At 60.9% G+C, this 23530-nt stretch carries 24 protein-coding genes; 13 read left to right on the top strand and 11 right to left on the bottom strand.

Annotated features, from left to right (window positions below; all coding sequences use genetic code 11):
* Positions 1–125: 125 nt before the first annotated feature.
* The 4 genes from ilvD (at position 126) to hisG (ending at position 5468) form a co-directional block, all read left to right on the top strand.
* The gene (gene ilvD, locus ABWV42_RS05860; protein ID WP_353339279.1) at positions 126–1976 is read left to right on the top strand and encodes a dihydroxy-acid dehydratase; all 1851 of its coding nucleotides are present in this window, start codon (positions 126–128) and stop codon (positions 1974–1976) included.
* Between the two features lie 212 nt (positions 1977–2188).
* Positions 2189–3679, top strand: coding sequence for a histidine--tRNA ligase (gene hisS / locus ABWV42_RS05855; protein WP_353339278.1), 1491 nt, complete (start codon positions 2189–2191; stop codon positions 3677–3679).
* A complete protein-coding gene (locus ABWV42_RS05850) occupies positions 3679–4764 on the top strand; it encodes an ATP phosphoribosyltransferase regulatory subunit (protein ID WP_255107457.1) in 1086 nt (361 codons plus the stop codon). The genes hisS and ABWV42_RS05850 overlap by 1 nt, the downstream gene beginning before the upstream one ends.
* Complete coding sequence (gene hisG, locus ABWV42_RS05845) at positions 4761–5468, top strand: ATP phosphoribosyltransferase (RefSeq protein ID WP_255107456.1); 708 nt, start codon at positions 4761–4763, stop codon at positions 5466–5468. Before ABWV42_RS05850 ends, hisG begins: the two co-directional genes overlap by 4 nt.
* Here the strand turns inward: hisG and ABWV42_RS05840 are convergent.
* A complete protein-coding gene (locus ABWV42_RS05840) occupies positions 5465–5896 on the bottom strand; it encodes a DUF1489 family protein (RefSeq protein ID WP_353339275.1) in 432 nt (143 codons plus the stop codon). The two genes, hisG and ABWV42_RS05840, sit on opposite strands and share 4 nt — an antisense overlap.
* 201 nt (positions 5897–6097) lie before the next feature.
* Between ABWV42_RS05840 and ABWV42_RS05835 the strand changes: the two genes are divergently transcribed.
* Entirely contained in the window at positions 6098–8377 is a 2280-nt protein-coding gene (locus tag ABWV42_RS05835) for an adenosylcobalamin-dependent ribonucleoside-diphosphate reductase (RefSeq protein WP_353339274.1), read from the top strand.
* 72 nt (positions 8378–8449) lie between these two features.
* Here ABWV42_RS05835 and ABWV42_RS05830 read toward each other — a convergent pair whose 3' ends face one another.
* From ABWV42_RS05830 to ABWV42_RS05785, 10 genes are all read right to left on the bottom strand, one after another.
* Positions 8450–9376, bottom strand: a complete 927-nt coding sequence (locus tag ABWV42_RS05830; RefSeq protein ID WP_353339273.1) for a 3-hydroxyacyl-CoA dehydrogenase NAD-binding domain-containing protein — start codon at positions 9374–9376, stop codon at positions 8450–8452.
* Complete coding sequence (locus ABWV42_RS05825; RefSeq protein WP_353339272.1) at positions 9376–10125, bottom strand: SDR family NAD(P)-dependent oxidoreductase; 750 nt, start codon at positions 10123–10125, stop codon at positions 9376–9378. The genes ABWV42_RS05830 and ABWV42_RS05825 overlap by 1 nt, the downstream gene beginning before the upstream one ends.
* Entirely contained in the window at positions 10118–11539 is a 1422-nt protein-coding gene (locus tag ABWV42_RS05820) for an aminobutyraldehyde dehydrogenase (protein ID WP_353339271.1), read from the bottom strand. Before ABWV42_RS05820 ends, ABWV42_RS05825 begins: the two co-directional genes overlap by 8 nt.
* Positions 11540–11556: 17 nt before the next feature.
* Complete coding sequence (kce, locus tag ABWV42_RS05815) at positions 11557–12486, bottom strand: 3,5-dioxohexanoate:acetyl-CoA acetone transferase (protein WP_353339270.1); 930 nt, start codon at positions 12484–12486, stop codon at positions 11557–11559.
* Positions 12483–12893: a cupin domain-containing protein gene (locus ABWV42_RS05810; RefSeq protein ID WP_353339269.1), complete on the bottom strand. Its 411-nt coding sequence runs from the start codon at positions 12891–12893 to the stop codon at positions 12483–12485. The genes kce and ABWV42_RS05810 overlap by 4 nt, the downstream gene beginning before the upstream one ends.
* A 14-nt stretch (positions 12894–12907) precedes the next feature.
* The gene (locus tag ABWV42_RS05805) at positions 12908–13702 is read right to left on the bottom strand and encodes an SDR family NAD(P)-dependent oxidoreductase (RefSeq protein ID WP_353339268.1); all 795 of its coding nucleotides are present in this window, start codon (positions 13700–13702) and stop codon (positions 12908–12910) included.
* Positions 13699–15234: a choline-sulfatase gene (gene betC, locus ABWV42_RS05800; RefSeq protein WP_353339267.1), complete on the bottom strand. Its 1536-nt coding sequence runs from the start codon at positions 15232–15234 to the stop codon at positions 13699–13701. The genes ABWV42_RS05805 and betC overlap by 4 nt, the downstream gene beginning before the upstream one ends.
* An 84-nt stretch (positions 15235–15318) precedes the next feature.
* Complete coding sequence (locus ABWV42_RS05795) at positions 15319–16458, bottom strand: aromatic ring-hydroxylating oxygenase subunit alpha (RefSeq protein WP_353339265.1); 1140 nt, start codon at positions 16456–16458, stop codon at positions 15319–15321.
* A gap of 111 nt (positions 16459–16569) precedes the next feature.
* Positions 16570–17589, bottom strand: coding sequence for a GlxA family transcriptional regulator (locus ABWV42_RS05790; RefSeq protein WP_353339264.1), 1020 nt, complete (start codon positions 17587–17589; stop codon positions 16570–16572).
* Between the two features lie 161 nt (positions 17590–17750).
* Positions 17751–17951, bottom strand: a complete 201-nt coding sequence (locus ABWV42_RS05785; protein WP_255107439.1) for a DUF1127 domain-containing protein — start codon at positions 17949–17951, stop codon at positions 17751–17753.
* Positions 17952–18280: 329 nt separating this feature from the next.
* Between ABWV42_RS05785 and ruvC the strand changes: the two genes are divergently transcribed.
* The 8 genes from ruvC (at position 18281) to tolR (ending at position 23528) form a co-directional block, all read left to right on the top strand.
* Entirely contained in the window at positions 18281–18787 is a 507-nt protein-coding gene (gene ruvC / locus ABWV42_RS05780) for a crossover junction endodeoxyribonuclease RuvC (RefSeq protein ID WP_353339263.1), read from the top strand.
* Entirely contained in the window at positions 18784–19464 is a 681-nt protein-coding gene (gene ruvA, locus ABWV42_RS05775; protein WP_353339262.1) for a Holliday junction branch migration protein RuvA, read from the top strand. The genes ruvC and ruvA overlap by 4 nt, the downstream gene beginning before the upstream one ends.
* A 3-nt stretch (positions 19465–19467) precedes the next feature.
* The gene (gene ruvB / locus ABWV42_RS05770; protein WP_353339261.1) at positions 19468–20493 is read left to right on the top strand and encodes a Holliday junction branch migration DNA helicase RuvB; all 1026 of its coding nucleotides are present in this window, start codon (positions 19468–19470) and stop codon (positions 20491–20493) included.
* Positions 20494–20637: 144 nt separating this feature from the next.
* Positions 20638–21267, top strand: a complete 630-nt coding sequence (locus ABWV42_RS05765; protein ID WP_353339260.1) for a hypothetical protein — start codon at positions 20638–20640, stop codon at positions 21265–21267.
* Entirely contained in the window at positions 21267–21809 is a 543-nt protein-coding gene (gene thpR / locus ABWV42_RS05760; RefSeq protein ID WP_353339259.1) for an RNA 2',3'-cyclic phosphodiesterase, read from the top strand. The genes ABWV42_RS05765 and thpR overlap by 1 nt, the downstream gene beginning before the upstream one ends.
* A gap of 61 nt (positions 21810–21870) precedes the next feature.
* Positions 21871–22260, top strand: coding sequence for a tol-pal system-associated acyl-CoA thioesterase (gene ybgC / locus ABWV42_RS05755; protein WP_353339258.1), 390 nt, complete (start codon positions 21871–21873; stop codon positions 22258–22260).
* 113 nt (positions 22261–22373) lie between these two features.
* Positions 22374–23048, top strand: coding sequence for a protein TolQ (tolQ, locus tag ABWV42_RS05750; protein ID WP_255107424.1), 675 nt, complete (start codon positions 22374–22376; stop codon positions 23046–23048).
* Between the two features lie 3 nt (positions 23049–23051).
* Entirely contained in the window at positions 23052–23528 is a 477-nt protein-coding gene (gene tolR, locus ABWV42_RS05745) for a protein TolR (RefSeq protein ID WP_353339257.1), read from the top strand.
* Positions 23529–23530 lie beyond the last annotated feature (2 nt).

Raw genomic sequence — 23530 nt, 5'->3', positions numbered from 1 at the left:
TCTTAGGAAAACAGGGGGATTCTGGTAATAAAATTGCCGTTCCGGCTTGCAAATGCGCATTTCTGATGGCACCCGTCGGGATCAACCCCATATGCAGGGAAACAGCTATCTCAAGGAGAGCCGCAATGCCTGATCTTCGCTCTAAGACGTCCACGTTTGGCCGCCGTATGGCAGCTGCGCGCGCCCTGTGGCGTGCGACCGGTATGAAAACCGAGGATTTCGGCAAGCCGATCGTGGCAGTGGTCAACTCGTTCACCGAATTCGTGCCCGGTCACGTCCACCTCAAGGACATGGGCCAGCTGGTTGCGCGCGAGATCGAGAAGGCGGGCGGTGTTGCCAAGGAAATGAACACCATCGCGGTGGATGACGGTATCGCAATGGGCCATGACGGCATGTTGTATTCGCTGCCCTCACGCGAAGTGATCGCGGACAGTGTCGAGTACATGGCCAATGCGCACTGTGCCGACGCGCTGGTTTGTATCTCGAACTGTGACAAGATCACCCCCGGTATGCTCATGGCGGCAATGCGCCTGAACATCCCTGCGATCTTTGTTTCGGGTGGTCCGATGGAAGCCGGTAAGGTGATCCTTCAGGACGGCGAGCACAAGGCCGACCTCGTGACCGCGATTGTGGGCGCGACCGATGAAGATCGTTCCGAAGAGGAAGTTGAAAAGCTCGAGCGCTCGGCATGTCCGACCTGCGGGTCCTGCTCGGGCATGTTCACCGCGAACTCGATGAACTGTCTGGCCGAGGCGCTGGGCCTTGCGCTGCCGGGCAATGGTTCGCTTCTGGCGACACACTCGAAACGTCGTGGTCTGTTCGAGGAAGCCGGTCACAAGATCATCGAACTTTGCGAACGCTGGTACAAGCACGGTGACGAGACCGCCCTGCCGCGTGGTATCGCCAATTTCGAAGCTTTCGAGAACGCGATGGCGCTGGATATCGCGATGGGTGGCTCGACCAACACGGTTCTGCACCTGCTGGCGATCGCGCATGAGGGTGGCGTTGATTTCACCATGGCTGACATGGACCGGATGAGCCGCCAGATCCCGCATCTGTGTAAAGTGGCGCCCTCGACGCCCAAGTACCACATGGAAGATGTTCACCGCGCCGGTGGTATCGCCCGGATCATGGGCGAGTTGGATCGCGAAGGCAAAATTCACCGCCACTGTGCCACGGTACATGAAAAGACCGTTGGTGAGTTCATCGACAAGTGGGATGTGCGCCGTGAAAGCGCAGGCAACGAAGCGCGTGACCTGTTCATCGCCGCGCCGGGTGGTGTGCGCACCACCGAGGCGTTCAGCCAGTCGCGCATGTATACGGAGCTTGATCTCGACATCGAAGACGGCTGTGTGCGTGATTTTGACAACGCCTATTCGGAAGAGGGTGGGCTTTGCGTGTTGTTCGGCAACATTGCCGAGCAGGGGTGTATCCTGAAGACCGCCGGTGTGATCAAGGAAATGTATGAGTTCGAAGGCACTGCGAAGGTGTTCGAATCCATGGAAGACGCGATGCACGGCATTCTGCAGAACGAGGTTCAGCCTTATTCGGTGGTCGTGATCCGGTATGAAGGTCCGAAAGGTGGGCCGGGTATGCAGGAGATGCTCTATCCGACCGCTTACCTTAAGTCGAAGAAGCTGGATACGACCTGTGCGCTGTTGACGGATGGCCGTTTCTCGGGCGGTACCGCTGGCCTTTCGATTGGTCACGCTTCGCCGGAAGCCGCCGAGAAAGGCGTGATCGCGCTTGTGGAAGACGGCGACAAGATCAAGATCTCGGTTCCCAACCGCACGATCCATCTGGATGTGAGCGATGAGGTTCTGGCCGAACGCCGTGCCAACCACCCGCAAGCCGACAAGAAGGTCTGGAAGGCCGAGGGTCGTCCGCGCGCGGTGTCGAAGGCCCTCAAGGTCTATGCCGCGCATGTTTCGAACGCGTCTTTGGGCGCGGTTCGTATGCTCGACGAAGAAGACTAAACACTTCTGAAGCCATGATTGGAACGGGGTCGCCTTGGCGGCCCCGTTTGCGTTTTCCGCGCCTTGTGCCAAGCGGTTTACCTAGGTGGCTTCCGTGCACCGGCATCCAGAAGAAAACCTAGGCGGGGCGCTTTGTCGTAAAGGCGTTGCTTGCCCCCGTGCAGGGCATTGGGTAAACGCACGGGCGAGTAAACCCGAAAGGACCATGAGACATGGCCAAAGTGAAGAAAGCCCCCCGCCCCAAGGCAGAGACGCCAAAAGGGTTCCGCGACTATTTCGGTGCCGAAGTGACCGAGCGCAGCCATATGCTGCAACAGATCGCCGGGGTCTATCATCATTACGGGTTCGAGGCGCTGGAATCGTCGGCGGTTGAAACCGTTGAGGCGCTGGGCAAGTTCCTTCCGGACGTGGATCGCCCCAATGAAGGCGTGTTCGCCTGGCAGGAGTTCGACGAGAACGACAAGGGCGACTGGATGGCCCTGCGCTATGACCTGACGGCGCCGCTGGCGCGGGTCTATGCGCAGCACCGCAATGATCTGCCGACGCCCTATCGCCGATATGCGATGGGGCCGGTCTGGCGCAACGAAAAGCCGGGGCCGGGGCGCTATCGCCAGTTCTATCAGTGTGATGCCGATACTGTCGGTACGGCGAGCATGGCGGCAGATGCCGAAATCTGCGCGATGCTGTCGGATACGCTTGAGACCGTTGGCATTCCGCGCGGCGACTATCTTGTGCGGGTGAACAACCGCAAGGTCATGAACGGTGTTCTGGAGGTCATGGGCCTTGGTGATGATCAGGCCGCGCGCGACAACGTGCTGCGCACCATCGACAAGTTCGACAAGGTGGGCGAGCAGGGTGTGCGCGAATTGCTGACCAAGGGACGTCTGGATGCCTCGGGGGCTTACATTGATGGCGTGGGTCTGAGCGCGGATCAGGCCGGGCCGGTGATTGCTTTCCTCACCTCGAAAGCGGCCGATGTGACCAAGACATTCGAGAACCTGCGCGGCGCGGTTGGTGCGTCGAGTGTGGGTGCCGAGGGTATTGCCGAGCTGGAGCAGATCGCAGAGCTGCTGGAGGCTGGCGGCTATGGCTCGGACCGGATCGAGATCGACCCGAGCATCGTGCGCGGTCTTGGCTACTACACCGGACCGGTCTACGAGGCCGAACTGACCTTTGAGATCTTCGACGAGAAAGGCCGCAAGCGGCAGTTCGGATCGGTGTCGGGGGGCGGTCGCTATGACGATCTGGTTAAGCGGTTCACCGGTCAGGCTGTGCCTGCGACCGGCGTGTCGATTGGCGTGGATCGCCTGCTGGCGGCGCTGCGCGAGAAAGGCCGCATGGGTGGCCGCAGTGTTGGGCCGGTGGTCGTGACCGTGATGGATAAGGGCCGGATGGCCGACTATCAGGCGATGGTGGCGGAACTGCGTAATGCAGGCATTCGCGCGGAAGTATACCTCGGCAACCCCAAGAACTTTGGCAACCAGCTGAAGTATGCCGACAAGCGCAACTCGCCCATTGCCGTTATCGAAGGCGGCGACGAGAAAGACCGCGGCGTGGTGCAGATCAAGGACCTGATCCTTGGCGCCAAGATCGCCGAAAGCGCGACGCTGGAAGAGTGGAAGGAACGCCCGAGCCAGTTCGAGGTGCCGCGCTCTGATCTGGTCGCCAAGGTGCGCGAAATCCTGGAGGGTCAGGAGAGCTGATGCCGAGAAAGGCGAAAATTCGCGCCCGGGCTGCCGGGTTGAAAGCCATGTTCGAAGCCGAGGGCGCACGGTCGGTCGAGACCAACGTATTGCAGCCTGCGGACTTGTTGCTGGACCTTTATGGCGAGGACATCCGCGGGCGTGCCTATGTGACGTCGGATACCTTGCTGGGCGAGCAGATGTTGCGCCCGGATTTCACGGTGCCGGTGGTGCAGATGCACATGGAACATGGCGCAGAACCTGCCCGCTATACCTATGCCGGGCAGGTGTTCCGGCGTCAGGAAGACGATATCGATCGCGACAACGAATATACGCAGGTAGGCTACGAGGTTTTCGAACGGGACAACCCCGCGGCGGCAGATGCCGAGGTGTTCGACGTGATCCGCAAGGCGCTGCGCGGGGCCGAGCTGAAGGCGTCGACCGGTGATATTGGCGTGCTGATGGCTGCCGTGCAGGGATTGGAGACAACCGAACGACGCAAGGCGGCGCTGATGCGCCATGTCTGGCGGCCGCGCCGTTTCCGCGCGCTGATGGATCGGTTCTCGGGGCGAAGCCCGGTGCCTGCAACGCGCAAGGCGCTGTTGGAAAACCCGGCACCGATGGAGAATGATTTCCCGCAGATCGGTTTGCGGTCGGCTTCGGAGATCGAAGCGCGGATCGGCTGGCTGCGTGAAGATGCCGAGGCGGCACCGCTTTCTTCTGGTCAGGTCGAATTGATCGAGGCGCTTTTGAACGTGCGCGAAACCATGCCGTTTGCGCTTGAGCAACTGCGTGACATTGCTGTCGACATGCCCGCGATCACCGAGGCCGTGTTCCGGCTCAAGGATCGCATTGATGCGCTGGCAGCGCGCGGTGTGGATGTGGATAACCTCGACTTTGAAACCAGCTATGGCCGGACGTCGATGGAATATTATGACGGGTTTGTCTTTGGTTTCCATGCACCGGGACGGCCGGACTTGCCGCCGGTGGCGACGGGCGGACGTTATGATGCGCTGACCCGTGCGCTGGGTCAGGGGCGCGAGATTCCGGCTGTCGGAGGCGTGATCCGTCCCGGTCTGCTTCTGGAACTGGAGGGTGCGCTATGACGATCAAGTTGGGTGTGCCGTCCAAGGGGCGGCTGATGGAAAAGACCTTTGACTGGTTTGGTGCGCGTGGGGTGTCCATGGCGCGAACCGGTTCGGACCGGGAATACGCCGGTGCGGTTGAAGGTGTCGAAGGTGTCGAACTGGTGCTGCTGTCGGCGGGGGAAATTCCGCGCGAACTGGCCGCGGGTCGTATTCACCTCGGCGTGACCGGTACCGACCTCGTGCGCGAGAAGTTGGGCCAGTGGGAACAGCAGGTTGAAGAGCTTGCGCTGCTGGGGTTCGGGCACGCTGATCTGATCATCGCCGTGCCGAACTGCTGGGTTGATGTGGATACGTTGGATGATCTGGATGCGGCGGCATCGGCGTTTCGTGCCGAACACGGGTTCCGGATGCGGATTGCCACCAAGTACCACCGCCTCGTACGCGAATACCTGATGGATGCAGGCGTGGCGGACTATCAACTGGTTGACAGCCAGGGCGCGACCGAAGGGACGGTGAAGAACCTGACCGCGGAAGGGGTGGCGGATATTACCTCGACCGGGGATACCCTGAGAGCCAACCACCTGAAGATCCTGTCGGATGCGCTGGTGCTGCAATCGCAGGCCACGTTGTTCCGGTCGCGCAAGGCGCAGATGGATGACGAGGAGCGTGCGGTTATGCAGGCGCTCAAGGTGAAGTTGGGATTGTCGTCGGGGCGCGTTTAACGCACCCCGATTTCCGCAAGGGCGGCGGCAAGTTCGACGGGGAGGTCGTCGTCCTGTTTGCGTGCATCTGAGAGATCAGCAGGGCTGTCTTCGGGTTTGAGGTAGCGCCAGCCCTGAAAAGGGCGGCGCAGCGCGGTTTCGGTGCGCACCAGTTGCGGATCAAGGACAATGGCGCAGCGGCGGATGCCATCGGCACCGATGACTTCGTCCAGGCGAAGAATTTTTTGCCGGCACTGGATCACGCCCTTGATTACCCAGTAGATCGAGCCACCTTGAAGGATCTCGGTCTCGCGTTTTGGCCACATGCGGGTGACGTGGCGGGGCAGGCCGTCTTCAGATTGCGCGACGCGGGAAGCCTGCCATTCGGCAAGCGTATCGACGCTTTCACTGCCGACGCTGAGCTTGATGAGATTGACGAAACCAGCCAAGATGTACCTGCTTGAGTGTGACTCGTGGGTGTCTGTATATAGTATATTTCAGTTTGGTAGATGCAAGGTGTTGTGTTACGCTAGGGCTTCGCGCTGATTAACTTTCTTTTTGTCAACCGCATCTTTTGCGTTGATGAAGACCCGAGGCGCGGATAACCAGACCGCCACTTTGCTGCCATCAAGACCATACAGGATTCGCACATGACTCGCTTCGCTGCCCCCATCGCCGAACAGATCTGGGATATGAAGTACCGCTTTAAACAGGCGGACGGAAAACCGATCGACATGACGGTGGAGGATTCGTGGAGGCGGATTGCACGGGATCTGGCGAAGGTTGAGAAAGATCCGGAAGCCTGGGAAGAGCGGTTCTATGGCGCGCTGGAGGATTTCAAATTCCTGCCTGCCGGACGTATCACCGCCGGTGCGGGCACTGCGCGCAACGTGACCCTGTTCAACTGTTTCGTCATGGGCACCATCCCGGACAGCATGTCGGGCATTTTCGACATGCTGAAGGAAGCCGCGCTGACCATGCAGCAGGGCGGCGGCATTGGCTATGATTTCTCGACCATCCGTCCGCGTGGCGCGGATGTGAAGGGCGTTGCGGCGGATGCGTCAGGCCCGTTGTCGTTCATGGATGTCTGGGATGCGATGTGCCGCACCATCATGTCGGCCGGGTCGCGTCGTGGTGCGATGATGGCGACCATGCGGTGTGATCACCCCGATATCGAACACTTCATCACCGCCAAGTCTGATCCGGCGCGTCTGCGCATGTTCAACATGTCGGTTCTGGTGACCGATGCCTTCATGGAAGCGGTGAAGAACGATGGCTCGTGGGAGCTGAAGTTCGACGATCGTGTCTATCACACCGTCGAGGCGCGTGATCTTTGGAACAAGATCATGCAGTCGACCTATGACTATGCCGAGCCGGGCGTGATCTTCATCGACCGTATCAACCAGAAGAACAACCTTGGCTACTGCGAAGAGATCGCGGCGACCAACCCCTGTGGTGAACAGCCGCTGCCGCCTTATGGCGCCTGCCTGCTTGGGTCGATCAACCTTGCGCGTCTGGTGAAAGACCCGTTCGAAGGTGGCGCGCGTCTGGATGAAACCGAGCTGACCGAACTGGTCGCGATGGCCGTGCGCATGATGGACAACGTGGTGGATGCCTCGCGCTTCCCGCTGGATGCCCAGGCTCAGGAAGCGCAGGCCAAGCGCCGGATCGGCCTTGGGGTGACTGGCCTTGCCGATGCCCTTTTGATGATGGGCCTGAAGTATGGCAGCGAGGATGCCGCTGCGCAGACCGAGGCTTGGATGAAAGCGATTGCGCGCGCGTCTTACTTGGCGTCGGTGGAACTGGCCAAGGAAAAGGGTGCCTTCCCGCTGTTTGACAAGGACAAATACGTCAACGGCGGCCTTGTGGCTGATATGGACGAAGACGTGAAGGCGGCGATTGCCGAGCATGGCATCCGCAACGCGCTTTTGACCTCGATCGCCCCCACCGGCACGATTTCGCTTTATGCCGGCAACGTTTCGTCGGGAATCGAACCGGTCTTTGCCTATGCCTATACCCGCAAGGTTCTTCAGAAGGACGGCTCGCGCACCGAGGAAGAGGTGGTCGACTATGCGGTGCAAATGTGGCGTGACAAGTTCGGCGACAAGGAACTGCCCGACTACTTCGTGAACGCCCAGACGCTTGACCCGCAGGCGCACGTGCGGATGCAGGCGGCGGCGCAGAAGTGGATCGACTCGTCGATCTCCAAAACCATCAACTGCCCCGAAGACATCTCGTTCGATGCCTTCAAGGATGTCTACATGCAGGCATGGGATACCGGCTGTAAGGGCTGCACCACCTATCGCCCGAACGACGTGACCGGATCGGTTCTCGCGGTGTCCGAAAAGTCCGAGGATGCGCCGGGCGAGAAGCCGGCGGATCACGTGGCGGACGGTGAAGTGATCTACATGTCCGAGCCGCTGCAACGGCCGCAATCGCTTGAAGGGGCGACCTACAAGCTGAAGTGGCCCGACAGCGAGCACGCGATTTACCTGACCGTGAACGACGTGATCATCAATGGTCATCGTCGCCCGTTCGAAGTGTTTATCAACTCCAAGAACATGGAGCACTATGCCTGGACGCTGGCGCTGACCCGGATGATCTCGGCTGTCTTCCGTCGCGGTGGGGACGTGTCCTTTGTCGTGGAAGAGCTGAAAGCGGTGTTTGATCCGCGCGGCGGTGCCTGGATGGAAGGCAAGTACATTCCGTCGATCCTCGCTGCGATTGGCGGTGTGATCGAGCGCCACATGATCGCCATCGGGTTTATCGAAGGCGAAGGCATGGGCCTCAAGACCGACCCTCAGGCCGAGGTGATGGCCGTGGGTGAAGCACCGCGCGGCAAGGCCTGCCCGAGCTGCGGCCAGTTCGACATGCGCATGGTCGAAGGATGCATGACCTGCGGCAGCTGCGGCCATTCCAAGTGCGGCTGATCGCAATGGATGATTTGAAATAGAAACGGGCGGGGAATTCCCCGCCCGATTTCGTTTCCGAGAAACCGTTGTTTAGCGCATCCCCACCGTGGCGCGTTGCATGGCGGTTATCAGGGCGTCACGTTTCGCGGAGAGATCAGCCGGGGTTTGGCCGTTGGTCGCCTCGGTGATCCCCGCGATGAGCCTTTCCGCAACTTCGGGAGTGAGATGGATCTGGCCAAGATCGTCCCACCAGCCGTTGAACGTGTCGGTGAAGTGATCGCAGAAGGCGCGCAGGCCGCCTTCTCCCGCCCCCAGATTGAACAGCATGGTTGGCCCCATGGCCGCCCACCGCAGGCCAGGACCAGCCCAGACCGCCTTGTCCACGTCTTCGACACTTGCGACCCCCTCCATCACGAGGCTGATTGCCTCGCGCCAGATGGCGGCTTGCAGTCGGTTGGCGACGTGGCCGTTCTTTTCCTTGTGCAGGCGGATGGTGACCTTGCCAACGGCCTCGTAGAAACGCTGGGCCTTTTCCACCACGCCCTTGGCTGTTTTCTCGTTGCCCAGAACTTCGACCAGCGGAATGAGATGCGGCGGGTTGAAAGGGTGGCCGAGAACAAAGCGGTCGGGGTTCTGCCAGCCGCCCTGCATCTGCGAGAGCATGAGGCCGGAGGCGGAGCTGGCGACTATGGCGTCGGCATTGAGGGCAGGTTCGATCTCGGCAAAGGTGGCGTGTTTGATCGGCAGGCGTTCGGGGACGTTTTCCTGAACGAATTTGGCCCCGACGACCGCGTCGGCCGCGCTTGGGTGGAAGGTGATGGCGTCGGGGGTGCCATGGTCGGTCAGGCCCATTTCGGTGAGTGTGGGCCAAGCGCGGTCGATGTATGCCCGCACGGATTTTTCGACATCCGGTGCAGGATCGAAAAGGGCGACCGAACGGCCCGATGCGAGAAAGAGCGCGGCCCAGCTGGCGCCGATGACGCCGCCACCCAGGCAGGCGGTGTGTTGGAAATCCATCAGAACAGTCCCGGATTGAGAGGGGAGGCGGCGGTCATGCCGCCGTCCACGGTGATACATTCGCCCGTGAGATAGGCGGATTGGTCAGACGCCAGCCACGAGACGATATTGGCAATATCGTCGGGTTCGCCAAAGCGGCCAACCGGATGGCGGGCGAGGGCATCGGACATGGCCTTGGCCGGGTCATTCGCGAGGGCAAAGCCGTCTTCGGCCATTTCGGTCATGATCCAGCCCGGGCGGATGGCATTGCAGCGCACCTTGGGCCCGTGATCCACGGCAATGGAGCGTGTCAGGCCATGCACGAAGGCCTTGGAGGCGTTGTAAAGCGCCATGGAAGGGTCGGAGACCATGCCGGAAATGGAGCCGATGTTGATGATATTGCCGCCATGGTCCGACATGTCGACCAGAGCAGCCCGGCACATGTTGAAGACGCCCTTGCAATTGACGTTCATCACCAGATCCCAGTCGTCATCATCACTTTGGGCGACGGTTTTTTCGACCTGAACGCCTGCGTTGTTCACAAGCAGGGAAACCCGGCCAAAGACGGTATTGGCATCCTTGATCAGATAGGCGGCGTCACCGGTCAGGGAGACATCGGCCTGTACCCAGTGAACGGCGGCATCAAGGTCATCCGGGCGTGGGCCGCGACCACAGGTGACGACGTTATAGCCGTCGGCGAGAAGGCGGTTGACGATGGCGCGGCCGATGCCGCGGCTTCCGCCGGTCACGATTGCTGTTGGCTTATCCATGGGCCACCATCACGTGACGGATCGCGGTATAAGCATCGAGGGCATAGACGCTCATGTCGCAACCTGTGCCAGAGCCTTTCATGGCGGCCCAGGGCATTTCGGGTGTTCCGACGCCGTGGGTGTTGACCCAGGTGAACCCATAGCGCAGGCGGCTGGTCATCTCCATGGCGCGCCCGACATTGGCCGTCCAGACCGAGGAGGCGAGGCCGTAGCTGCTGTTGTTGGCGATCTTGAGGGCCTCTTCGGCATCGGAGAAACGCGACAGCGTGACAACAGGTCCGAAGATCTCGTTGCGGGCGACTTCGGCGTTGTTGTCGACGTTAGCAAGAACGGTTGGGCGATAGAAGAAGCCGTCGCCGTCGCCCGCGCTTCCTCCGGTGACGACCTCGCAGGAGGTCGAAGCGCGGTCGACGAAGGCGGCGACGCGGTCACGCTGGGCGGCGGAGACCACGGGCCCCATCTCGGTTCCCTCGGCCCTTTGGGTGCCGATCCGGATTTCCTTCACCTGTGCTTCGACGGCGGCGACAAGCTTGTCATAGACCCCGTCCTGAACCATCACGCGGCAGGGCTGGGCGCAGTCCTGACCGGCGTTGAAGAAGCTGCCATAGCGGATTGTCTCGGCCACGGCGGCGATGTCGGCGTCGTCAAAGACGATGACCGGGGCCTTGCCGCCGAGTTCAAGGTGAACATGGCGAATCTGCTGGCTGGCGGCGCGCATGGCGGCCATGCCGGTCGCAGGAGAGCCGGTCACGGTGATGGCTTCCATTTGCGGCGCATTGATCAGCTGGTCGCCGATCGAGGGGCCACGGCCGTGGATCACATTCAGAACCCCCTTGGGCAGGATGTCGTGCAGGAGTTCGGCGGCGCGGAGGGTCGAAAGGGGGGTGATCTCGGAAGGTTTGAGCGTCACCGTGCAACCGGCGGCGATTGGGGCCGCGAGCTTCCATGCGGCCATCATGAGGGGATAGTTCCAAGGCGCGATGGCGGCGACGGGGCCAACCGGGTCACGGCGGATCATGCTGGTGTGACCGGCGACATATTCCCCGGCCGCTGAACCGGACATGGTACGCGCAGCACCGGCGAAAAAGCGGAAGGTGTCGATGGTCAGCGGCATCTCGTCATCGCGCGCCGAGGGCCAGGGTTTGCCGACGTCGCGGCTTTCCAGTTCCGCCAGTTCGTCTTGGTTGGCTTCCAGGCAATCGGCGATTTCGAGAAGGAGTGCGGCCCGCTCTGCCGGGGTGCTGCGCGAGAAGGTCTCGAAGGCGTCCTCGGAACTGCGCACGGCGGCATCGACCTGTTCGGCGCTTGCCTCGTTTACAGCGGCGATTTCAGCGCCGGTCGCGGGGTCGATCACGGCTAGGGCCTCGCCGTCACCCGCGACGCATTCGCCGTTGATTAGCATCTTGGTTTGCATGGTTTCCTTCCCTCGCTTCAGAACGCGACCTGATCGCCGCCCTTGAGGCCAAGGCGCTGGCGGGCCTCGTCGGGGGTGGCGACCGTGAGGCCGAGGTTTTCGATGATCTCGCGGATTTTGCGGACCTGCTGTGCGCTTGAGACGGCCTTTTGCCCGGGGCCGATATAGAGGCTGTCTTCGAGGCCGACGCGGACGTTGCCACCAAGCAGGGCGCTTTGGGTGGTGAAGGGCATCTGGTGGCGTCCGGCGGCCAGCACGGACCATTCGTAGCCATCGCCGAACAGCTTGTTGGCGATGGTGTGCATGTGCATGAGGTTGTCGAGATCGGCCCCGACGCCGCCGAGAATGCCAAAGACCATCTGGACGAAAATTGGGCCTTCGATCCATCCCTGATCCAGAATCCAGGCGAGGTTGTAGAGGTGGCCGAGATCATAGCACTCGAATTCAAAACGGGTGCCGTGCCCCTGACCCAGTTCCTTGATGCAGTATTCGATGTCTGCAAATGTGTTGCGGAAGATGAAATCGCGCGTCATGTCGAGGAACTCGGGTTCCCAGGCGTGTTTCCAGTTCGAATATTTGTCCTTCATCGGGAAGATGCCGAAGTTCATCGACCCAATGTTCATCGAGGCCATTTCGGGGCTGGCACGCGTGGCCGCGCGCAGGCGTTCTTCGCGGCTCATGCCAAGGCCGCCGCCCGTTGAAACGTTGATGACGGCGTCCGAGGCCTGCTTGATGCGCGGCAGGAACTCCATGAACAAGTCGGGGTTCGGATCGGGACGCCCATCCTCGGGGTTGCGGGCGTGCAGGTGGATGATGCTCGCACCTGCCTCGGCGGCTTCGATGCTGGCCTCTGCGATCTCAGTTGGTGTGATCGGCAGGTGTTCGGACATCGTGGGGGTGTGAATGCCGCCGGTTGGGGCGCAGGTGATTATGACGGGTTTGCTCATGTGTCGGACCCTTCGGGCAAAGCCCCCCACGCACCGCGATCATCGCCATCCACGATGGTGATCTCGTCGCCGGGGGTGGAAATGGCGATGTGGGAAAAGGCGCTGTCGGCGGTTGCGCCGTGCCAATGCGGATGGCCGGCAGGGATTACCGCGACATCGCCGGGTTCCATGACGTGCTCGCCGGTCGCGTCTGCCACGATGCCCCGCCCTGAAGCGCCGATCAGAACCTGATCGTTCTTGTGGATGTGAACGCGGTTGCGCGCTCCGGCGGCGAAATCAACCATATAGATGTCGAGCTGGCCGGTGTCGGGTGCGCCGGCGAGCAAGGCTGCACCGATGTCGCCCATCACGTAGAGATCACCTGTGGCGGGGTCTCGCGGGGCCTGACCGGACTTGATGAATTTCATGACAGCCTCCATGTTCAGAGCTTCATTTGCTGAACCTGCGCCGACAGGCCGCCGTCCAGCACCCAGAGTTGCCCGCTGGCATAGCGGGCTTCGTCCGAGGCCAGCCAGTTGACGAGGTTGGCGATGTCGTCGGGGGTCCCGTAGGTGCGCATCGGGTGCACGTCGCGCACCGCCTGTTGCAGCTGGTCGATGGATTTGCCGCCCGCGCCCGAGCCGTCGCCGGTGAAGAAACTCTGCAACATGGGCGTGTCGATATAGCCGGGGCAGATGGCGTTGACGCGGATGCCTTCGGGGCCATGATCGCAGGCCATGGCACGGGTCAGGGCGTGCACAGCGCCCTTGGTGGCACAATAGGCGGCGAGGCCGGGGTCAGCGATGAACCCATCATAGGAGCCAAAGTTGATCAGGCTGGCACTGGAACCGGATTTGGCCGCGGCGCGCAGGAGCGGCAGGGCGTATTTCGAGGTGAGGAAAGTGCCGGTGACGTTCACGGCAAAGCTCTGGTTCCATTCTGCAAGCGAGGTTTCTTCGATGGTCTTCTCGATCTCGATCCCGGCGGCGTTGACAAGGATGTCGAGTTTACCTTCCTCGGCTTGCACCCGTGCCATGGCTGCCTGCACTTCGCCTTTGTCAGCCACGTTCATACGGATGAAACGGCTGCCGTCATCGTCGTGCTGGTCCAGTGAACCGTTTTCCGAGAGGTCGTTGGCATAAACTGTGGCACCTTCGCGCAGAAAGCGGGCGACGATGGCGCGGCCGATGCCGCCACGCCCACCCGTGACAAGGGCGGTTTTTCCTTCAAGCATCATATTGCGGTGTCTTTCCTGTTCAGTCGGTAGTGTTCTGCGGCCACCGTCCAGTCCATGTGGTTGCGCACATATTGCTGGCTGGCGTCGGAGGGTGGGTTGTAGTCCCAGTGTTCACCTGCCCCGGCTTCCATCGCGGCGTGCAGGGCGCGGCGGGATTTCTGGGTGGCGATGATGTCGGAGCGCAGTTTCTCACTGTCCCAGCGGGTGGCGACTTCGGCAGCGAAAGCCTCTGACGCTGTCTCGTAGGCAGGGTCAGAGGCGCGGTTGGTGGTTTCCAGCGGGTCGATGGCGAGGTCGTACAACTGCGGAGGATCAGGATCGCAATGGATGTATTTCAGCGGGCCGCGCCGGATCATGAACACGGGATAGGGGGTCATCTCTGCGCAGTATTCGCCGATGGCCTCGTCGATGGGATCGTCTTCGCCACGGGCCAGCGGCATCAGGGAGCGGCCGTCGATGGGTTCGCCGATGATCGCACCGTCATTGCCCGCGATGTCGAGGAACGTTGGAAGGAGATCGACAAGCGAACAGGCGTTGGAGGCGGTGCCGCTGGCAATCCCGGGGCCGGCCATGATGAGGGGGACGCGGGCGGAGTTTTCAAAGAAGTTCATCTTGTACCACAGGCCACGTTCGCCCAGCATGTCGCCGTGATCGGCGGTGACGATGACCACCGTGTTGTCCAGTTCGCCGATGTCCTCCAGCGCCTTGACCATCGCGCCGACCTTGCTGTCGAAATAGCTCACGTTGGCGAGATAGGCGCGGCGGGCGCGGCGGATTTCTTCTTCGGTGAGGGGAACGTAGCTGGCTTCGATGCCATCCATGACCCGGCGCGAGAAGGGATCCTGCTCTTCTGGCGCGAGCGTGAATTCCGGCATGTCGATTTCATCGTCGGAATAGAGGTTCCACCATTCGGGCTTGGCGACATAGGGGTCATGGGGATGGATGAAACTTGCCACCATGCAGAAGGGGGCGTTGTTTCCGGCGGTGCGGTCGCGCCCGCGGTCGATCAGCCAGCGGCGGGCGGCGAATTCGACTTCGTCGTCATAGTCGGTCTGGAAGGTGGCAATGGCTTCGCCGCTTTCCTTGACCGTCTGCATGTTGTGATACCACTTGTCGATGCGTTCGTCGTGGGCTTCCCAATCCGGGGTCCAGGCGAAATCGGCGGGGTAAATGTCGGTGGTGACCCGGTCTTCGAACCCGTGTTTCTGATCCGGGCCGACAAAATGCATCTTGCCCGAAAGGCAGGTGCGATATCCGAGGGATTTCAGGTAGTGGGCAAAGGTCGGGACAGTGGCGCGGAATTCTGATGCGTTATCATAGGCGGCGATGCGGCTGATGTGCTGTCCGGACATGAAGGAAAACCGCGATGGTGCGCAGAGCGGCGAGTTGCAGTAGGCCGCGTCAAACCGCATTCCGCCATTGGCAAGCGCATCGATGTGTGGGGTCTTGGCAACCTTATGTCCGTAGGCACCACAGAAGTGCGGTGCCAGCTGGTCTGCCATGATGACTAGGATATTGGGGCGTCTGGCCATGTGTTTCCTCCCTGTTCAGCCAATGCGTTCCATGGGCCGCCCTTGGGGGCGGTTCGAAACACATCGGCTTTGGGCAGGGTGGTATCATCCGGCGGCCCGTTTGTAGGCGTCAAGAACTAGGCCATGGAAGTGATGCACCGCGTGTTCGGACATGCCCGATCCGTCGGGATCATTGACGATGCGCCCCTGCGTGAAGGCGGGGGTCATCATGCCTTTCTGGACGCTTTCGCAGATGGCGATGTCTTCGACCTGAAGCACTTCGTCGAGGTAGCGGATGCTTTCGATCTCGGCTTCGTTCGGTGTCTTTTCCTCAAGGAAGAAGTCATAGGTTTCCAGTGTCCGGTCCGGACCCGCCGGGATGATGTTGAGGATGATCATCGAGGACCGGCCGGGATAGCGCATGATGCAGGTATTGGGCCAAAGCCACCAGACCGCATGGGTTTTCACGGTGGCGTTGGAGACATCATAGGCGCTGTTGGCGCTTTGTCCCGCGTCTGCCATGTGGCTTGAGTAGATGCCGTGGGTTGTCACCTTGTAGGTGTCCATGTCGACAAGGGTGCAGAAATCCTTGTGCGCGGTGGGGCAGTGGTAGCACTCGAGGAAGTTGTCGACGACGTTTTTCCAATTGGACTTGATGTCATAGGTGAGGCGGTGCGCGAAGGTCAGCTCTTCGATGTCCGGCGCCCAATGGCGGATTTCGGTTTCGAGATCGCCTGAAAGGTTACGCAATGGCGGGGCGCTGCGGTCGAGATTGACATAGACAAAGCCACAGAATTCTTCGACTTGAACCTCGTCCAGGCAGATGTCTTTGGGTTGGAAATCCACCAGGGTTTCGGTGTGGGGCGCACGAACCAACTGACCATCCAGCTTGTAGACCCAGGCGTGGTAGGGGCACATGATGCGCGTGATGTTGCCTTCTCCGGAAAGAAGTTCGTGCGCGCGGTGCTTGCAGACATTGTAGAAGGCGCGCAATGCGCCTTCGCGGTCACGGACGATGGCGATGGGATGGCCCGCGATCTCGATAGCGACATAGCTGCCCGGATCACGCAGTTTCTCGACGTGACAGACCCATTGCCAGGTCTTGGCGATGATCTCTTGCAGGTCGACCTGATGCCAGGCGGGATCGGTGTAGGCTTCGGCCTTGAGCGAAAGCGACGCGGAGGCGTTTTTGTGATAGCCCCCGGCAATGGCATCGAATTGTTGCTTGGACGGCAGTTCCGTCATGGCTGACCTCATGTTCTGAAACTCGGTGGCACATCGGCCCTGTTCTCAGAATTGCGGCAGCTTGGAATTGACGGGAAACTTTTTTCGCCAGAAGTTTAGCAATATTGGACGTCAGGTTTTGGATTTGCTTTTGCGATGCATCGGCCACGCACGGAATTCGAAGGGAATGCGGCCTTCGCTTCGATCCTGAATCGGGGGCAGGCCAAAGCGGTCGCGGTAGGCGCGGCTGAAATGGATCTGGCTCGAGAAGCCGCTGGCAATCGCAATCTGGGCCATTGAAAGGGTCGTCTGGGTAACCAGCCCGCGGGCGCGATCCAGGCGGATGTCACGGTAGTAGAGTGCAGGTGTTTTGCGCAGGTATTGAGAGAAGAGACGGTTGAGCTGGCGATGAGAAATACCGGCCTTCTCGGCAATCTCCGGAATGTTCAGCGGTTCTTCGAGGTTGGTTTCCATCAGCTTGATGGCTTGGCGTACAACGTCGGGCACGGTTGCCCCCATCGGTTCGTTCCCGCTGGGGTTCTGAGGAGCTCCATGACCGCGGAATTCAGGGTGGAATATATAGCGGGCGGCGGCATTGGCGATATCGCTTCCGTAGGTGCTTTGCAGGATCTGGAGCCCGAAATCGACAGAGGCGACCCCGCCGCAACAGGTGATGCGGGGGCCGTCAAAAACGGTCAGGTCCTCGCTGAGTTCGATATCCGGATAGAGTTCCTGGAACGCGTCCATGTGCTCGTAGTGGACGGTGGCCTGACGCCCGTTGAGAAGACCGGCCTTGGCCAGGACAAAGGCACCGGTGTCGATGGCGCCGAGGGTGATGGATTGGCGGGATGCCGTCCGAAGGGCAGAGAGGATGGCCGGAGTTCCGTGTTCGTCGGGCGTCCAGCTGGATGAGACGATCAGGAAGTCGGTGCTGGTTGCGGGCAATTCGGCGAGGGCCTGAGTTTCGAGACTTGCGCCGTTGCTTGCCGTACAGGGGCCGCCGTGTTCCGAAGCGAATTCCCATTGAAACAGTCCCCGGCCTTCAAGGTAATTGGCAGCGCGAAAGGGATCGATGAAATTCATCGTGGCGGCCAGATTGAAATTCGGGGTCAGGATGAGCCTGATGCGAATATGGTCGGGAAGCGGTGCCATGCCGTGCCTGCGCTGGGTTTCGATTCCAGTCTAGCAAGTTCGGCAATCATTGCAGCCGTTGAAAGCGACATGGCTGCGTAAAAAAGAAAACCGCAGTCGTGTGACTGCGGTTTCTTTGATCCGAAGATCTGAAAACGGATGAAAACGTGTTTCGTTTCCCGTCAGCGGATGTTGTCGACGTCGAAGCGCGACAGACCGATGTCTTCGAGTTCGCGTTCGGTCAGACCGTTGAGGGCGTTGCGGGTGACGCGATCGTCGTTCCATGCAACGACGGCTGCTGCCAGGGTTGCGAAGGTCTGGCCAATACGGCCAGCGAAGCCAGCAGTTTCAAACTGCGCGCGGGTGGTGTCAAAAGCGGCCATATCAATCTTCCTTCTGTTTGGGTGATGGTCGTCGTTTTCGTGAAACCGCATTTAGGAGCCTATTTATTGCGCAACAAGGAGAAAAAACTGCATAGGTGATATGCAGTTTGTGCATGGATGAAAGATGCCGCAAAGGCCTTAAAAACATGGCGGAAACCGGCCTTGAAAGTGTCGCGTTTGACCCGCGGAATGGTCGTAATCAGACCTCGAAATGCAATGCCGACATAGCGGGCAATTTCCTATGCAATGTGTGCAAGGGTCTTGGCGAATGTTCCGGTTTTGTGCTAGTGGTTCAAAAATGCAACAAAACACGAGCAGTTGGATAAAAAATGCGGGTTTTGGGAATCGATCCCGGTTTGCGGAACATGGGATGGGGCGTGATTGACGCTGAGGGCAGCCGACTCAGTCACGTCGCGAACGGTATTTGCCACTCGGATGGCGAAGACCTGGCGACTCGGTTGTTGTCGCTTCACGAGCAGCTGACCGATGTTGTGGCCCGGTTCGAGCCGGATCATGCCGCCATCGAGAATACCTTCGTCAACAAGGATGCGGTTGGCACCCTGAAGCTGGGTCAGGCGCGGGGCGTGGCCCTTTTGGTGCCTGCGCAGGCGGGCTTGGTGATCGGGGAATACGCGCCCAACAAGGTCAAGAAGACGGTGGTTGGCGTTGGTCACGCGGAAAAGCATCAGGTGGAGCACATGGTCAAGCTGCAACTGCCCGGCGTGAAGATCAACGGGCCGGATGCCTCGGACGCGCTGGCGATTGCGATCTGTCACGCGCACTATGCCAAGGCGGGCGCAGGGCTTGAGGGCGCCTTGAGGAGGGCAAGCGCATGATCGGCAAGATTACCGGACGGATCGAATACCGCAGTCTGGATCATGTTCTGATTGACGTGCGTGGTGTTGGCTACATGGTATACGTCTCTGAGCGGACGCTGGCCGGGCTGCCGGGCAATGGCGAAGTCGTGGCGCTGTATACAGACATGTTGGTGCGCGAAGACCTGATGCAGCTGTTCGGGTTCACCACGCTTGTTGAGAAAGAGTGGCACCGCCTGTTGATGGGGGTGCAGGGCATTGGTGCCAAGGCGTCGATGGCGATCCTAGGGGCGCTGGGCGCAGAAGGTGTGAGCCGGGCAATCGCGCTTGGCGATGTGAATGCGATCAAGGCGGCCAAGGGCGTTGGGCCAAAGACGGCGCAGCGCGTGGTGATCGAGTTGAAAGACAAGGCACCGGGTGTGATGGCGCTGGGGGGAACGCTGGACGAGGCGGTTGGCGTGGCGGAGGCAGAGGCCGACGTGCTCGAGCCGGCAGCGCCCGCTCCGAAGCGGGTCGCGAAACCCAGGGCGTCTTCGAATGCCTCGGCGCAGGCTGAAGCGTTGTCGGCGCTGGGTAACCTTGGCTATGGTCCGGGAGATGCCGCCGCTGCGGTGGCCGAAGCGGCGGGCGAAAACGAAGGGGCGGATACCTCGACGCTGATCAAGGCGGCGCTGCGGCTTCTGGCCCCGAAGGGATAAGGCATGAGCGAACCAGATCCGACATTGCGCCCCGAACCGCGCCCGGAAGATGCCGACAGGGCGTTGCGCCCCCAGGCGCTTGGGGATTTCATCGGCCAGGCCGAGGCGCGGGCGAACCTGCGGGTGTTCATTGAAAGCGCGCGCCGCCGGGGCGAGGCGATGGATCACACGCTGTTTCACGGCCCGCCCGGATTGGGGAAAACTACGCTCGCACAGATCATGGCGCGAGAGTTGGGCGTGAATTTCCGCATGACCTCGGGGCCGGTGCTGGCCAAAGCGGGGGATCTGGCGGCGATCCTGACCAACCTTGAAGCGCGTGACGTCTTGTTCATCGACGAGATTCACCGTCTGAACCCGGCGGTCGAAGAAGTGCTCTATCCGGCGATGGAAGATTTCGAACTGGACCTTGTGATTGGGGAAGGTCCGGCGGCACGGACGGTGCGGATTGAATTGCAGCCTTTCACGCTGGTTGGGGCGACGACGCGATTGGGGCTGTTGACAACGCCGTTGCGGGACCGGTTCGGCATTCCGACGCGGTTGCAGTTCTATTCCGAGGACGAGTTGAACGAGATCGTGACCCGCAACGCGCGCAAGCTGGGCGTCCCCGCCGATGATGGTGGCGCGCGGGAAATTGCGCGGAGGTCGCGGGGGACGCCCCGAATTGCCGGACGGCTGTTGCGGCGTGTCGTCGATTTCGCACTGGTCGAGGGGGATGGGCACATCAATCGCGATCTGGCCGATGGGGCACTGACGCGGCTGGGGGTGGACAACCTTGGCCTTGATGGTGCGGACCGGCGGTATCTGCGGTTCATTGCCGAGAATTATGGTGGGGGGCCGGTCGGGATCGACACGATCTCGGCGGCGCTGAGCGAGAGCCGGGATGCCATTGAGGAAGTGATCGAGCCGTTCCTGTTGCAGCAGGGCCTGATCCAGCGCACGCCGCGGGGGCGGATGCTGGCGCAGAAGGCCTGGCGGCATCTGGGGCTTGAGGCGCCGCGGCGGAGCGATCACGGCGATCTGTTCAAGTAGGGGCCTTGCCCCTCTTGCCCCGGTCGGGGCAATTCCCCCCAGAGTATTTCATGTGCATTGAAGCCTGGTGTGCGGCCTGCCCGAGGGGTTGCTTTCCAGGGGCTGTCGGTGGAAACAGGGCGACGGAACCCAGAGGAGATCATTATGACGCCCGAGGCCGTGGAAGCCCTGTTCACCCGCAATGACGGAAGCTATGCCTTTGCCCGCTGGGGGCGACCGATTGCGCCGATTGTGTTCGGTGTGCAGGATCAGACGCTGTCGACGGTGAAGGGCGCGATCGAGGCTGTTGCGACGCTGGCCGGGGCGCAGATGGCCGAGACCGATCCCGAGCTTGGGTCGAACCTGATGTTCTTTTTCTTCCGCGAATGGGACGAGTTGCTGGGCGTGCCGGATCTGGATCGGTTGATCCCGGATCTGAAGGCACTGGTCGGGCGCCTGTCTGCGGCGGATGCGGCGCAGTACCGCGCGTTTCGGTTTGATGCTGCAGGGGCCATTCAGGCCGCGTTTGTTTTTGTCCGCATGAGCGGCGAGATGGCGAAGCAGTCGGCAGATGCGGTGGCGCTTGCACAGGCGGTTCAGGTGATCCTCATGTGGGGCGACCGGGCCTTTGCCGAAACGTCGCCTCTGGCGATCCTGCCCGACAGTGGCGCGACCGTGTTGCGCCCCGAGATCGCGGCGGTGATTGCGGCCGCCTATGACCGGATGATGCCGGTCTCGGCCGATGACGCCAGCCATGCGCTGCGCCTGTTTGCGCGGCTGCGGCTGGACGACTGATGCGGGCCTTTGTGGCCATCGACCTGCCCGAGGAGGTGCGGGATACGGTGGCCAGTTGGCAGGATGGACTTCGCGTCGGGCGCAGGGTGCCTTGGGAGAACTTGCACCTGACGCTGGCGTTTCTGGATGATCAGACCGAGTTGGACCTGCGGGCTTTGCATGAGCGGCTGGCCGAGATCGAAATGCCTGCGTTCGATCTGAGGCTTTCCGGTTTGGAGCTGTTTGGCGGCAAGCGGCCCCGGGTTCTCTACGCGAAGGCAGATGGTGGCACCGCCTTGATGGCCCTGCACAAGGCGGTGCGACGGGCTGCCGAAGAGGTTGGGATCGACATGCCGCGGGAACGGTTCCGCCCGCATGTGACGCTGGCGCGGTTTCGGCGTGACATGATGGAAGATGAGGCGATCAAACTCGGCCGGTTCATGGTATCGCATGGTGATGTGCAGGTGCCCACATTCGGGGTGGTCGGGTTCTGCCTGTTCGGGTCAACCCTGCACCCGGAGGGCGCGGTGCATGAGGTCCTTGCGAGATATGACCTGACTTAGGCTTGCGCAGGGCAGCGCTTCTTGGTTTGGTGCGCTCAGGCAAAGAGCAGCAGGTAGTATCATGACCCACAGGTTTCCCATTCGCGTCTACTATGAAGACACCGACATGGCGGGGATCGTCTACTATGCGAATTACCTGCGTTACATCGAGCGGGCACGCAGCGACTGGGTGCGCGAGATGGGGATCGATCAGAATGCGATGAAGGACGATGATGGCGTCGTCTTTGCGGTGCGTCGGGTCGAAGCGGACTATCTGAGCCCTGCGCATTTCGATGATGAACTGGTGATCGAGACCAATACGATCAACGTGACAGCGGCGCGTCTGGTGATGGATCAGGTTGTGAAACGGGGCGAGGAAGAGCTGTTCCATGCTGTTGTGACCATCGTTTGCATTGGTGAAAGCGGTCAAGCGGTGCGTTTGCCGGCAAATATTCGCCTGATGTTGCATTAAATGGCGGTGGAAACCTGCCAATGACGCCTATTTGATGGCTTTCCCCCTGCAACTGCTGTAGTTTTCCTGACAAAACAAGGCCCACAAACGGGCCAACAAGGCAGAGCAGGCATATGGAAGCAGCAGTCGACTTTTCGATGTGGGCGCTTTTTGCGCGCGCCACTCTTACCGTGAAACTCGTGATGCTCCTCTTGGTGGCATCGTCGTTCTGGTCATGGTCGGTGATCATTCAGAAAATCATCAGTTACCGCGCGGCGCGTGCCGAGGCGGCGCAGTTTGATCGCGCCTTCTGGAGTGGTGAGCCGCTGGACGGATTGTTTGACCAGATCGGCACCACGCCCAAGGGGCGGTCGGAACGGATTTTTGCCGCTGGGATGATGGAGTGGCGGCGCAGTCACCGTCAGGACGGGGGGTTGATTGCCAATGCCACCAGTCGGATCGACCGGTCGATGGACGTAGCCATCGCCAAGGAGGCCGAAGACCTACAGCGCGGCCTGCCGGTGCTGGCGACGGTGGGTTCGACCGCTCCTTTCGTGGGGCTGTTCGGGACGGTTTGGGGCATAATGAATGCCTTTATAGAGATCGCGGCGCAACAGAACACGAACCTCGCCGTTGTGGCACCGGGAATTGCAGAAGCCCTTCTGGCGACGGGACTTGGCCTTCTGGCGGCGATCCCCGCGGTGATTTTCTACAACAAGCTGAGTTCGGACAGTGACCGGATCATCGCGGGCTACGAGGCCTTTGCTGATGAATTCGCCACCATTCTCAGCCGACAGTTGGATTCCTGAGCCATGGGGGCCGGAGTGATCCAGGGGGCAGGCGGAGGCCACAAGCGGCGGCGCAGGACGCGACGCCGCTCTGCGCCGATGTCCGAAATCAACGTCACGCCTTTTGTAGACGTGATGCTGGTGCTGCTCATTATCTTCATGGTGGCGGCGCCTTTGCTGACGGTTGGCGTGCAAGTTGAACTGCCCAAGACCGCCGCCACGCCCCTGCCGGGCGAACAGGAAGAGCCGCTGACCGTGACGATTGCCGCCGATGGGGTGGTTTCGATCCAGACCACGCAGACAGAGATCGAACAGCTTGTGCCAAAGCTGCGCGCGATTGCGGCGGAACGGTCGTCGCAGCGGGTTTACCTGCGGGCCGATGGCAATCTGCCCTACGAGATGGTGGTGCAGATCATGGGGGCGCTGAATGCTGGCGGGTTTACGGATATCGGTCTGGTTACTGACATTGGAGGGCCGGGCCTGAACGGGCGGGGCGGCTGAGG

It is taken from the genome of Pelagimonas sp. KU-00592-HH, assembly GCF_040369695.1.
GTDB lineage: Bacteria > Pseudomonadota > Alphaproteobacteria > Rhodobacterales > Rhodobacteraceae > Shimia.
The sequence above is the reverse complement of the archived record's forward strand: the minus strand, read 5'-3'. Positions and strand labels throughout refer to the sequence as shown.

Excerpts from the sequence above, each read along its gene's own strand:
- ilvD (WP_353339279.1), top strand. The coding sequence starts at position 126 with ATGCCTGATCTTCGCTCTAAGACGTCCACGTTTGGCCGCCGTATGGCA.
- hisS (WP_353339278.1), top strand. The coding sequence starts at position 2,189 with ATGGCCAAAGTGAAGAAAGCCCCCCGCCCCAAGGCAGAGACGCCAAAA.
- ABWV42_RS05850 (WP_255107457.1), top strand. The coding sequence starts at position 3,679 with ATGCCGAGAAAGGCGAAAATTCGCGCCCGGGCTGCCGGGTTGAAAGCC.
- hisG (WP_255107456.1), top strand. The coding sequence starts at position 4,761 with ATGACGATCAAGTTGGGTGTGCCGTCCAAGGGGCGGCTGATGGAAAAG.
- ABWV42_RS05835 (WP_353339274.1), top strand. The coding sequence starts at position 6,098 with ATGACTCGCTTCGCTGCCCCCATCGCCGAACAGATCTGGGATATGAAG.
- ABWV42_RS05830 (WP_353339273.1), bottom strand. The coding sequence starts at position 9,376 with ATGGATTTCCAACACACCGCCTGCCTGGGTGGCGGCGTCATCGGCGCC.
- ABWV42_RS05825 (WP_353339272.1), bottom strand. The coding sequence starts at position 10,125 with ATGGATAAGCCAACAGCAATCGTGACCGGCGGAAGCCGCGGCATCGGC.
- ABWV42_RS05820 (WP_353339271.1), bottom strand. The coding sequence starts at position 11,539 with ATGCAAACCAAGATGCTAATCAACGGCGAATGCGTCGCGGGTGACGGC.
- kce (WP_353339270.1), bottom strand. The coding sequence starts at position 12,486 with ATGAGCAAACCCGTCATAATCACCTGCGCCCCAACCGGCGGCATTCAC.
- ABWV42_RS05810 (WP_353339269.1), bottom strand. The coding sequence starts at position 12,893 with ATGAAATTCATCAAGTCCGGTCAGGCCCCGCGAGACCCCGCCACAGGT.
- ABWV42_RS05805 (WP_353339268.1), bottom strand. The coding sequence starts at position 13,702 with ATGATGCTTGAAGGAAAAACCGCCCTTGTCACGGGTGGGCGTGGCGGC.
- betC (WP_353339267.1), bottom strand. The coding sequence starts at position 15,234 with ATGGCCAGACGCCCCAATATCCTAGTCATCATGGCAGACCAGCTGGCA.
- ABWV42_RS05795 (WP_353339265.1), bottom strand. The coding sequence starts at position 16,458 with ATGACGGAACTGCCGTCCAAGCAACAATTCGATGCCATTGCCGGGGGC.
- ABWV42_RS05790 (WP_353339264.1), bottom strand. The coding sequence starts at position 17,589 with ATGGCACCGCTTCCCGACCATATTCGCATCAGGCTCATCCTGACCCCG.
- ABWV42_RS05785 (WP_255107439.1), bottom strand. The coding sequence starts at position 17,951 with ATGGCCGCTTTTGACACCACCCGCGCGCAGTTTGAAACTGCTGGCTTC.
- ruvC (WP_353339263.1), top strand. The coding sequence starts at position 18,281 with ATGCGGGTTTTGGGAATCGATCCCGGTTTGCGGAACATGGGATGGGGC.
- ruvA (WP_353339262.1), top strand. The coding sequence starts at position 18,784 with ATGATCGGCAAGATTACCGGACGGATCGAATACCGCAGTCTGGATCAT.
- ruvB (WP_353339261.1), top strand. The coding sequence starts at position 19,468 with ATGAGCGAACCAGATCCGACATTGCGCCCCGAACCGCGCCCGGAAGAT.
- ABWV42_RS05765 (WP_353339260.1), top strand. The coding sequence starts at position 20,638 with ATGACGCCCGAGGCCGTGGAAGCCCTGTTCACCCGCAATGACGGAAGC.
- thpR (WP_353339259.1), top strand. The coding sequence starts at position 21,267 with ATGCGGGCCTTTGTGGCCATCGACCTGCCCGAGGAGGTGCGGGATACG.
- ybgC (WP_353339258.1), top strand. The coding sequence starts at position 21,871 with ATGACCCACAGGTTTCCCATTCGCGTCTACTATGAAGACACCGACATG.
- tolQ (WP_255107424.1), top strand. The coding sequence starts at position 22,374 with ATGGAAGCAGCAGTCGACTTTTCGATGTGGGCGCTTTTTGCGCGCGCC.
- tolR (WP_353339257.1), top strand. The coding sequence starts at position 23,052 with ATGGGGGCCGGAGTGATCCAGGGGGCAGGCGGAGGCCACAAGCGGCGG.